Genomic DNA, 8,380 nt, shown 5'->3' with positions numbered 1-8,380 from the left:
GAAGGCGACCGGCTCCGCCCCCAAAGCTCCAGGAATGGAGGATCATACGCAGGCCTCGTTGATTTCCGCTGGAGGAACGGCACGCATGGCGGCCAAGATCAAGCGAAAGGATAAGGTCCTGGTGATCGCCGGGGAGGATCGGGGCGTTCAGGGAGAGGTCCTGCGAGTGCTTCGGAAAGAAGACCGAGTGGTGGTTGCGGGGGTAAACATTGTGAAGAAGCACCAGCGACCCCGGCCGACCGGTCGATCCCAGGTGGGCGGCATCATCGAATTTGAGGCGCCGATTCACATCTCGAATGTGATGTTGATCTGCCCGAAATGCAATCAGCCCACGCGCGTAGGCTTTGTGGTGGAAGCGGGCGGGCGAAAGCTTCGTCAGTGCAAGAGGTGTAAAGCGACTTTTGTCTGAGACGAGGGGAAAGGTCCGGTTTTTCGGATAGGCTGTGGGCTTGTGGAGTTGAGCGGACCGCCCTGGACGGCTCCCTCGGCTCCAGAAATATCTTTGCATCCACTGAGATCTGGGGAGGCGATCGGGATGGCGGAGACAACCACCAAGGTGGTTCCGCGTTTGAAGCAGCGTTATCTGGAGGAAGTCCGGCCGGCCCTGGTGCGGGAGTTCGGTTATCGCAACATCATGGAGGTCCCCCGGGTCTGGAAGGTGGTGGTGAACGTCGGGGTTGGGGAAGCGATCACCAATCCCAAGGCCTTAGATTATGCAGTCCAGAACATCGCCACGATCACCGGCCAGAAGCCGTTGATCACCAAAGCCCGCAAATCCATCGCGGCTTTCAAACTGCGGGCCGGGCGTCCCATTGGGGTCAAGGTGACCCTGCGGGGAGATCGAATGTGGGCCTTCCTGGATCGGTTATTCAACGTGGCCCTTCCCCGCATTCGCGATTTCCGAGGGGTCTCGCCGGATTCCTTCGATGGTCGGGGGAATTACACCCTGGGACTGCGGGAGCAGCTGGTCTGGCCGGAGATCGATTACAGCCAGGTGGATAAGGTTCGGGGGATGGAGATCACCATCGTGACCACGGCGAAAACCGATGCGGAGGCGCGGCGGTTGCTGGAGCTGCTCGGCATGCCGTTCCGCAAAGGTTAATAAGGATGGATGTCGGATCCAAGGAGGAGGACGACGTGGCACGCAAGTGCATGATGTATCGGGAAATGCGACGGAAATACAAGGTGCGGGTGCGGAACCGATGTCGCCGGTGCGGCCGGCCCCGCGCATATATCCGACGGTTTGCTCTATGCCGGATCTGCTTCCGCGAGCTGGCTCTCCAGGGGTTGATCCCCGGCGTTCGCAAGGCCAGCTGGTAAATTCCCGGCCATATTGAATCCGGTATGGGGAAAGGCGCTGGGCATCCGATGAGGAATATCTGGATAGGAGTGAAAACGATGAGCGCGGTGACCGATCCGATTGCCGACATGCTCACCCGGATCCGAAACGCCTCGATGGTGGGGCATAGCCGGGTGGCCATCCCCAGCTCCAGGATGAAGGTGGCCATCGCCCGAGTGCTCAAGGAGGAGGGTTACATTGAGGATTTCGAGGTGACGAACGATCGGCCGCAACCGAAGTTGATCATCCGGTTGAAATACATCGGCGAGCGTCGTTTCCGGAAGCCGGCCATCTCGGGCCTGAAACGGGTGAGCAAGCCGGGCCGTCGGGTGTATGTCGGCAAGGAAGACATCCCGCTGGTGATGAGCGGGATGGGGATTGCCATCCTCTCCACCCCCAAGGGCGTTCTGACCGATAAGCAGGCTCGCCGTCTGGGTGTCGGCGGCGAGGTCATCTGTTATGTCTGGTAAGGGGAGGGAACCGTGTCGCGTGTAGGAAAGAAACCCATCCCGATCCCGCCCGGGGTTCAGGTGCGGATTGAGGGTTCCACGGTAACCGTCGCCGGGCCAAAGGGAACCCTGACTCAAACCTTTCATTCGTCCATGCAGATTGCCATCGAGGATGGTCATCTGGTGGTGCGGCGGCCATCCGATGATCGGAAGCACAAGGCCCTCCATGGCCTGACGCGAGCCCTGCTGGCGAATATGGTGACGGGGGTGACCCAAGGCTTCCAGCAGCATCTGCGCATTGAGGGCGTGGGCTATCGGGCGGAGCCGATGGGGAAGGCGATCGTGTTGTATCTGGGGTATTCCCATCCGATCATTGTGGAGCCCCCCGAGGGGATCACCTTTGAGGTCAACACACGAGATCGGATCATCACGGTTTCGGGCATCGACAAGCAGCTGGTGGGCCAGGTGGCGGCCAAGATCCGGGCCTTGCGTCCGCCAGAGCCCTACAAGGGCAAGGGGATCCGTTACACCTATTGGAAGGGCGATCGCTGGGAGGACGAGCCCATCCGGCGCAAGGCTGGGAAGGCCGGCAAGGCGAAGTGATCCCCATAGAGGCGTGGTCCACACGCTGGGGAATCAAGCTGGGGATGGGAATCGATCTGCTTGTCTTGCCATCAACCGTGAGGGGATCCGATCCCACCAACTCCAGGGGATGGCGAGACCTCAAGCCTTGGGCTCAGGGATACAATCCTGGCCCTCAGGAGGTGTGATCGATGAGCTGGGAGCATCCACGAGACGAAGGGCGTCGACGACGGCATCAGCGGGTTCGGAAGAAAGTGTTCGGCACTCCGGAGCGGCCTCGCCTCTCGATCTTCCGGAGCCTGAAGCACATCTATGCGCAGATCATTGACGACACCCGGGGGATCACCCTGGCGGCGGCCTCCACGTTGGATCCTGAGCTTCAAGGGCAGCTGGATGGCCTGACCAAGACGGAGAAGGCGCGTCGGGTGGGCCGCCTGATCGCCCAGCGGGCTCTGGCAAAGGGGATCCACAAAGTTGTTTTCGATCGAGGCGGCTACCGGTATCACGGCCGGGTGAAGGCCCTGGCGGACGCGGCCCGGGAGGCCGGCCTGGAGTTCTAAACCTGGAAGAGCATTTCAGCATAGGAGTTGCGCCGGTTGTTTCCTGGGGGGAATACCGTGGGGTGGGACCCTCTCACCCCGTCCGATCGGTTCCCAACGGCGTAACTCCTGCATGAGCTTTTCATCCGGTGCAAACCGAGAAGTAGCCCAGCGAGGTGACGATGGCGGAGATCCGGGAAGTTCCCACCGTAGAATACGAGGAGCGAATTGTGGATATCGCCCGCGTGGCGAAGGTCCACAAAGGCGGTCGTTCCTTCTCCTTCCGGGTGGTCGCTGTGGTGGGCGATCGTAACGGACGAGTCGGTGTGGGGGTCGGCAAGGCCCGGGCGGTCCCGGAGGCGATGCGAAAGGCCACCGAACGGGCCCGGCGGAACATGAAGAAGATCGCGTTGCTGGGGACGACAATTCCCCACCCGGTGGTGGTGAAGTTCGGGGCCACCCAGTTGATTCTGAAGCCTGCCTCGCCCGGGACCGGCGTCATCGCTGCCGGGGGGGTCCGGGCCGTTTTGGAAGCCGCTGGGATCCGGGACGTGTTGACCAAGATCCTGGGGAGCACGAACCCCGTGAACGTCGTTTACGCCACGATGAAGGGGCTGGAGATGTTGCGCTCCCCAGAGGAGGTCGCGCAGATCCGCGGCAGGCCTGTGGAGGAAGTCATGCCACCATGGAGCCGGAAGCGCCATGAAGGGTAATAGGATTCGATGGCTTCGGATCACGCTGACAAAAAGCCCCATCGGGTATTCCCAGCGCCAGCGTCGCACGCTGCGCACGCTGGGGCTACGCCATTTAAATGACGTGGCGGAGTGGCCAGATACGCCGGTCGTGCGTGGGATGATCGCGAAGGTCAGCCATCTGGTTCACGTGGAGGAGGTGGAGCGTGAAGCTTCATGAGTTGAAGCCGGCGCCGGGTTCGAAGAAGGCGCGAAAGCGAGTGGGGCGCGGGCTCGGCTCGGGCCATGGGACCTACGCCGGACGAGGCCGGAAGGGGCAAAAATCGCGTTCCGGCGATCGGAAAATGCCTCCCTACTTTGAAGGTGGGCGCACCCCGCTGGTCCGGCGCCTTCCCAAGGCGCGTGGGGAGGGCTTCACGCTGGTAGAGAAAGTGATCTACCAGCCGGTCAATGTAGGGCAGCTGAATCGCTTTCCATCGAACAGTGAGATCACTCCGCTGGTCCTGGCCCAGGCCGGTCTGTTGCGGGATCCTGAGGAACCCGTGGTGATCCTGGGGGAGGGGGAGCTGGATCGCCCGCTTGTCGTGAAAGCCCATCGCTTTTCGGCAGCCGCCCGGGAGAAAATCGAGGCCGCTGGTGGCCAGGCAGTGGTGATCCCCGGTTGAAGAAGGATCATCCGGTGGGAACCACCATCGGCCCCTAATGGCCGCTGTAGGGGGATGGTTGGACGGCTGGGAGTCAATAAGGAGGACCTATGCTGGACGCGTTGCGAAACGCATGGCATCTGCCGGATCTGCGGCGCAAAATCCTTTACACACTGCTGATTCTGGCGATCTACCGCCTGGCTGCGCATATCCCAGTGCCCGGGGTGGATCGGGCCGCATTGCAGCAGCTGCTTCAAGGCACCACCGCCGCCGGTCAGCTTTATATCATTCTGGATCTGCTCTCGGGCGGCGCCATCGCTAACTTCTCGATCATGGCGATGGGGGTTTATCCTTATGTGACGGCTTCGATTATCCTCCAACTTCTGGTCCCAATCGTCCCCCGTCTGGAACGCCTGGTGAAAGAGGGAGGATCAGAGGGCCGTCGCAAGCTGGAGCAATACACGTATTTCCTCACTGTTCCATTGGCCGCCCTCTATGCGATCGGCCAGGCGAACCTGCTCAGCGCCCCGGGTCAGGCGGTGCTGCCGAACTTCGGCTTCGCCCCCCACCAGCTGTTGCCGACCCTGACGGTGATCCTGACGATGACGGCGGGGACGATGTTCGCCATCTGGCTGGGTCAGCTGATCACCGAACAGGGGATCGGCAACGGGCTCTCGCTGATTATCTTTGGGGGAATCGTGGCCCGGGCGCCCTATAATCTGGCTCAGATTTGGACCAGTAACGGCACGCCGGGCATCCTGGTGTTCCTGGCGCTCACAGTGATCACGGTGGCCGCTATTGTCTTCATCCAGGAGGGGCAACGGCGAATCCCCGTCCAGTATGGACGTCGGGTCCGGGGCCACCGCATCTATGGGGGCGGCAGCACCTATATCCCCCTCCGGGTGAATATGGCGGGAATGATCCCTCTGATCCTCGCCCAGTCGGTGCTGGCGTTCCCGGCGATCATCGCCCAGTTCTTCCAGTACTCCAGCAATGCGATCATCGCAGGCATTGCCAACACCATCGTTAGCGTTTTCTCCGGGTTTCATGATGCTTACTGGCCCATGTATTTCGTCACTGTGGTGGCTTTTACTTACTTCTACACCGACGTGATGTTGCAGCAAATGAACCTGGCAGATACGCTGCAGAAGCAGGGAGGGTTCATCCCCGGCATCCGGCCGGGGAGGGCCACAGAGCAATATATCAACCGGATCTCCCGGCGCATCACGCTGGTGGGGGCGCTGTTTCTGGGGATCCTGGCGATCCTGCCCTGGCCGGTGCGGTCGGTGCTTCAGACCAACGTGCTGCTCTTCAGCAGCGCTGCCCTCCTGATCGTGGTTGGCGTGGTCCTCGATACGATGCGTCAGCTGGAGGCCCAGCTGGTGATGCGCCATTACGAGGGCTTCATTCGATAGATTCATTTTTCCGCCACCGGGCGGTTCGCTCTTTGATTCGCATAAGTGCTGGCATGGAGGAGGATTTTCGAGTTCGGTAAGGTTCATTTCTGATTCGATGTCCCCCCTTTCCCACGACCCCGAGGGCCGTGGGAAAGGGGGAAGGGGATTGCCTTCCGGACCGGCTTCGGCTCCTCAGATCTCCAGTTCATAACTGGACAAAGGACGACGTTCTCCTCACCGGAGAGGGGCTACCCCATCGTGCAACAGGTCTGATCAATTTTCAGCTCGGGGTCATCAAAGAATGCCGCTTGATCTGATCCTGCTGGGGCCGCCAGGTGCGGGAAAGGGAACTCAGGCCAAAATCCTTAGCCAGCGCCTGGGGATCCCTCATGTAGCCAGCGGTGATCTCTTTCGCGATCACCTGTATCGCCAGAGCCCACTGGGCCAGCTGGCCCGACAGTATATGGATCGAGGGGAGCTGGTGCCGGATGAGGTGACCATCGGGATGATTCAGGAACGGTTAGAGCAGGAGGATTGCCGCAACGGGGTGATCCTGGATGGATTCCCCCGAACGCCTGCTCAAGCCAGGGCCCTGGATGGGCTTCTGGCCGGAATGGGCCGATCCATCACTGCGGTCCTTTATATCCGGGTGCGTGATGAGTTATTGCTTCGTCGCCTGGCAGGGCGCTGGACCTGTCGGATGTGTGGGGCTGTGTATCACGTCGAGTTCAACCCGCCTCGTGTGCCAGGCCGTTGTGATCTCGACGGGGGCCCCCTTTATCAGCGCGAAGATGACACGGAGGAGGTTCAGCGGCGGCGCATCCAGGTTTACCAGGAGCAGACGGCGCCTCTGGTTTCGTTTTATCGGGAACGAGGCCTGCTGGTGGAAATCGATGGGGAGCGTCCCATTTCAGAGGTGACCGAGGCGCTGATCCGGGCAATTGAGTTGCGGAGGGCGGTGGATCCATGAGCCCGCGGGTGGTTCCTCGAACCGGACGGCCGGTGGCGGGGATCCGGCTGAAGACATGGTCGGAAATCCGGATGATGCGGGAAGCCGGTCGGATTGTGGCAGAGGTCCTGGCCGCCATGCGCACGATGGTCCAGTCCGGTGTCACCACCGCTGAGCTGGATCGATGGGCGGAGGACTATATCCGCCGTCGGGGCGGGATCCCCGCCTTCAAGGGCTATCCGAGCATGAAGGATGAGGGGGGACCTCCTTATCCGGCCACGCTCTGCACCTCTGTCAACCATGTGCTGGTGCACGGCATTCCTGGCCCTTACCGGTTACGGGAGGGAGATATCATCAGCATCGATGTGGGGGTCAATTTCCGGGGTTATTACGCGGATGCGGCCATCACGTTGCCGGTCGGCTCGATCCCCCCGGAGGTCCGCCGACTGTTGGAAGTCACAGAAGCCGCCCTGTGGGCCGCGATCGCTCAGGCCCGGCCGGGTCGGCGCCTGGGGGATATCCAATGGGCCATCCAACATACGGTGGAATCCCGCGGATTCCGTGTCGCCCGGGAATTCACCAGTCATGGCATCGGGCGGGCTCTCCATGAGCCGCCTTCCTTTGTGAACCTTGGGCACCCGGGTCGGGGCCTGCCTCTGCGGCCGGGAATGACCATGGCGATCGAGCCGATGGTCACGATGGGAGACTGGCGGACACGCATTCTGGAGGATGGGTGGACTGTCGTAACGCTGGATGGAAGCCTGGCGGCGCATTTCGAGCATACCATCGCGATTACAGAGGGGGATCCCATTATCCTGACCGCCCTGGAGGATGACCCTCGCTTGGCTTCATAAGCGTTGTCGGGGCGAAGGTGGAAAGTGGAAATCCTCCCCTTGTTTAGATAGAATAAAGTTTTGCTTTGCCGCTCCTGTTTTGTCTATCTTTGATCTGGTTTTAGGAATTCCTCCCCATGGCCCTCTGGGCTGCGGGGAGGGGGGGAGAGCGAGGGGAGGTCCTTTGCCTTCTGGACTGGCTTCGGCTCCCCAGGTCTCCGGCTCACAATCGGACAAGGCCCGCTGATCCGGTCCAGGACGTTCCGTTGCCCAGATCAGCGAGTTGAGCAGCGAAGGGTTTCGTGGCTGGGAGCGCGGCAAAAGCGCATTCCTCGCCTGCGAATTCCATTATGGGAGGACGCGATGAAGGTCACACCATCGGTTCGCCGGCGATGTCCGAAATGTAAAATCGTTCGGCGTAAGGGAGTGGTGCGGGTGATCTGTGAAAATCCCAAGCATAAGCAGCGTCAGGGATAAAGAAGACTGGTGCACACCGGGTTCTTGAAGCTCAATGGGGATTACGCAACGGACTTCCTCCTGGAAGCGTTCTATCTTGCCTATTGGGCTCTTCGACGATCCGGATTAGATCGATGGGGGGAAATTCAATGGCACGAATCGCTGGTGTGGAGTTGCCGCGTGATAAACGGGTGGAGATCGCCCTCACTTATATTTTCGGGATCGGTCGCTCCCTGGCTAGGAAGATCCTTCAGCAGACAGGGGTGAACCCGGATAAGCGGGTGAGGGATCTGACTGAAGGCGAGGTAAATATCCTGCGGGAGACGATCGAGCGGAACTATAAAGTGGAGGGCGATCTGCGCCGAGAGATCGCCATGAACGTCAAGCGCCTGATCGATATCGGGTGCTATCGTGGCCTGCGGCACAAGATGAACCTGCCGGTGCGGGGCCAGCGGACTCGCACCAACGCCCGCACCCGCAAGGGCCCACGGAAGACAGTG

General features: G+C 60.9%; 14 protein-coding genes. All 14 read left to right on the top strand.

Features of this window, described 5'->3' with window-relative positions; all coding sequences use genetic code 11:
- Window positions 1-85: 85 nt before the first annotated feature.
- Entirely contained in the window at window positions 86-409 is a 324-nt protein-coding gene (gene rplX / locus NZM16_RS02920; RefSeq protein ID WP_295450525.1) for a 50S ribosomal protein L24, read from the top strand.
- A gap of 126 nt (window positions 410-535) precedes the next feature.
- On the top strand, window positions 536-1,102 hold the full coding sequence (gene rplE / locus NZM16_RS02915) for a 50S ribosomal protein L5 (RefSeq protein ID WP_295450527.1): 567 nt from the start codon (window positions 536-538) through the stop codon (window positions 1,100-1,102).
- A 35-nt stretch (window positions 1,103-1,137) separates the two neighbouring features.
- On the top strand, window positions 1,138-1,320 hold the full coding sequence (locus tag NZM16_RS02910) for a type Z 30S ribosomal protein S14 (RefSeq protein WP_295450530.1): 183 nt from the start codon (window positions 1,138-1,140) through the stop codon (window positions 1,318-1,320).
- Between the two features lie 78 nt (window positions 1,321-1,398).
- On the top strand, window positions 1,399-1,809 hold the full coding sequence (gene rpsH, locus NZM16_RS02905; RefSeq protein WP_295450532.1) for a 30S ribosomal protein S8: 411 nt from the start codon (window positions 1,399-1,401) through the stop codon (window positions 1,807-1,809).
- Window positions 1,810-1,821: 12 nt separating this feature from the next.
- The gene (rplF, locus tag NZM16_RS02900; protein ID WP_295450534.1) at window positions 1,822-2,391 is read left to right on the top strand and encodes a 50S ribosomal protein L6; all 570 of its coding nucleotides are present in this window, start codon (window positions 1,822-1,824) and stop codon (window positions 2,389-2,391) included.
- A 170-nt stretch (window positions 2,392-2,561) separates the two neighbouring features.
- Window positions 2,562-2,930 carry a 50S ribosomal protein L18 gene (gene rplR, locus NZM16_RS02895; protein WP_295450536.1) on the top strand — a complete coding sequence of 123 codons (369 nt, stop codon included), beginning with the start codon at window positions 2,562-2,564 and terminating at the stop codon, window positions 2,928-2,930.
- A gap of 161 nt (window positions 2,931-3,091) precedes the next feature.
- Complete coding sequence (gene rpsE / locus NZM16_RS02890; protein ID WP_295450539.1) at window positions 3,092-3,622, top strand: 30S ribosomal protein S5; 531 nt, start codon at window positions 3,092-3,094, stop codon at window positions 3,620-3,622.
- Between the two features lie 4 nt (window positions 3,623-3,626).
- Window positions 3,627-3,821, top strand: a complete 195-nt coding sequence (rpmD, locus tag NZM16_RS02885) for a 50S ribosomal protein L30 (RefSeq protein WP_295450599.1) — start codon at window positions 3,627-3,629, stop codon at window positions 3,819-3,821.
- The gene (gene rplO / locus NZM16_RS02880) at window positions 3,808-4,266 is read left to right on the top strand and encodes a 50S ribosomal protein L15 (RefSeq protein ID WP_295450541.1); all 459 of its coding nucleotides are present in this window, start codon (window positions 3,808-3,810) and stop codon (window positions 4,264-4,266) included. Before rpmD ends, rplO begins: the two co-directional genes overlap by 14 nt.
- Before the next feature lie 89 nt (window positions 4,267-4,355).
- Window positions 4,356-5,660 (top strand): preprotein translocase subunit SecY, encoded by a 1,305-nt coding sequence (gene secY / locus NZM16_RS02875; RefSeq protein WP_295450543.1) that lies wholly within the window; start codon window positions 4,356-4,358, stop codon window positions 5,658-5,660.
- A 283-nt stretch (window positions 5,661-5,943) separates the two neighbouring features.
- Window positions 5,944-6,612, top strand: coding sequence for an adenylate kinase (locus NZM16_RS02870; protein WP_295478418.1), 669 nt, complete (start codon window positions 5,944-5,946; stop codon window positions 6,610-6,612).
- Entirely contained in the window at window positions 6,609-7,445 is an 837-nt protein-coding gene (gene map, locus NZM16_RS02865; RefSeq protein WP_295450547.1) for a type I methionyl aminopeptidase, read from the top strand. Before NZM16_RS02870 ends, map begins: the two co-directional genes overlap by 4 nt.
- A gap of 342 nt (window positions 7,446-7,787) precedes the next feature.
- On the top strand, window positions 7,788-7,901 hold the full coding sequence (gene rpmJ, locus NZM16_RS02860; protein ID WP_088571991.1) for a 50S ribosomal protein L36: 114 nt from the start codon (window positions 7,788-7,790) through the stop codon (window positions 7,899-7,901).
- Window positions 7,902-8,029: 128 nt separating this feature from the next.
- The coding region (gene rpsM, locus NZM16_RS02855) for a 30S ribosomal protein S13 (protein WP_295478415.1) at window positions 8,030-8,380 on the top strand (351 nt) is incomplete at its 3' end.

It is taken from the genome of Thermoflexus sp. (assembly GCF_025055495.1).
Classification (GTDB): domain Bacteria; phylum Chloroflexota; class Anaerolineae; order Thermoflexales; family Thermoflexaceae; genus Thermoflexus.
Note: the sequence above shows the minus strand (reverse complement) of the source record. Positions and strands in the feature narration are given on the sequence as shown.

Coding starts and splice junctions, on each gene's coding strand:
- rpsH (WP_295450532.1), top strand. CDS start 1,399: ATGAGCGCGGTGACCGATCCGATTGCCGACATGCTCACCCGGATCCGA.
- secY (WP_295450543.1), top strand. CDS start 4,356: ATGCTGGACGCGTTGCGAAACGCATGGCATCTGCCGGATCTGCGGCGC.
- map (WP_295450547.1), top strand. CDS start 6,609: ATGAGCCCGCGGGTGGTTCCTCGAACCGGACGGCCGGTGGCGGGGATC.
- rplX (WP_295450525.1), top strand. CDS start 86: ATGGCGGCCAAGATCAAGCGAAAGGATAAGGTCCTGGTGATCGCCGGG.
- rpsE (WP_295450539.1), top strand. CDS start 3,092: ATGGCGGAGATCCGGGAAGTTCCCACCGTAGAATACGAGGAGCGAATT.
- rplE (WP_295450527.1), top strand. CDS start 536: ATGGCGGAGACAACCACCAAGGTGGTTCCGCGTTTGAAGCAGCGTTAT.
- rpmJ (WP_088571991.1), top strand. CDS start 7,788: ATGAAGGTCACACCATCGGTTCGCCGGCGATGTCCGAAATGTAAAATC.
- rplR (WP_295450536.1), top strand. CDS start 2,562: ATGAGCTGGGAGCATCCACGAGACGAAGGGCGTCGACGACGGCATCAG.
- NZM16_RS02870 (WP_295478418.1), top strand. CDS start 5,944: ATGCCGCTTGATCTGATCCTGCTGGGGCCGCCAGGTGCGGGAAAGGGA.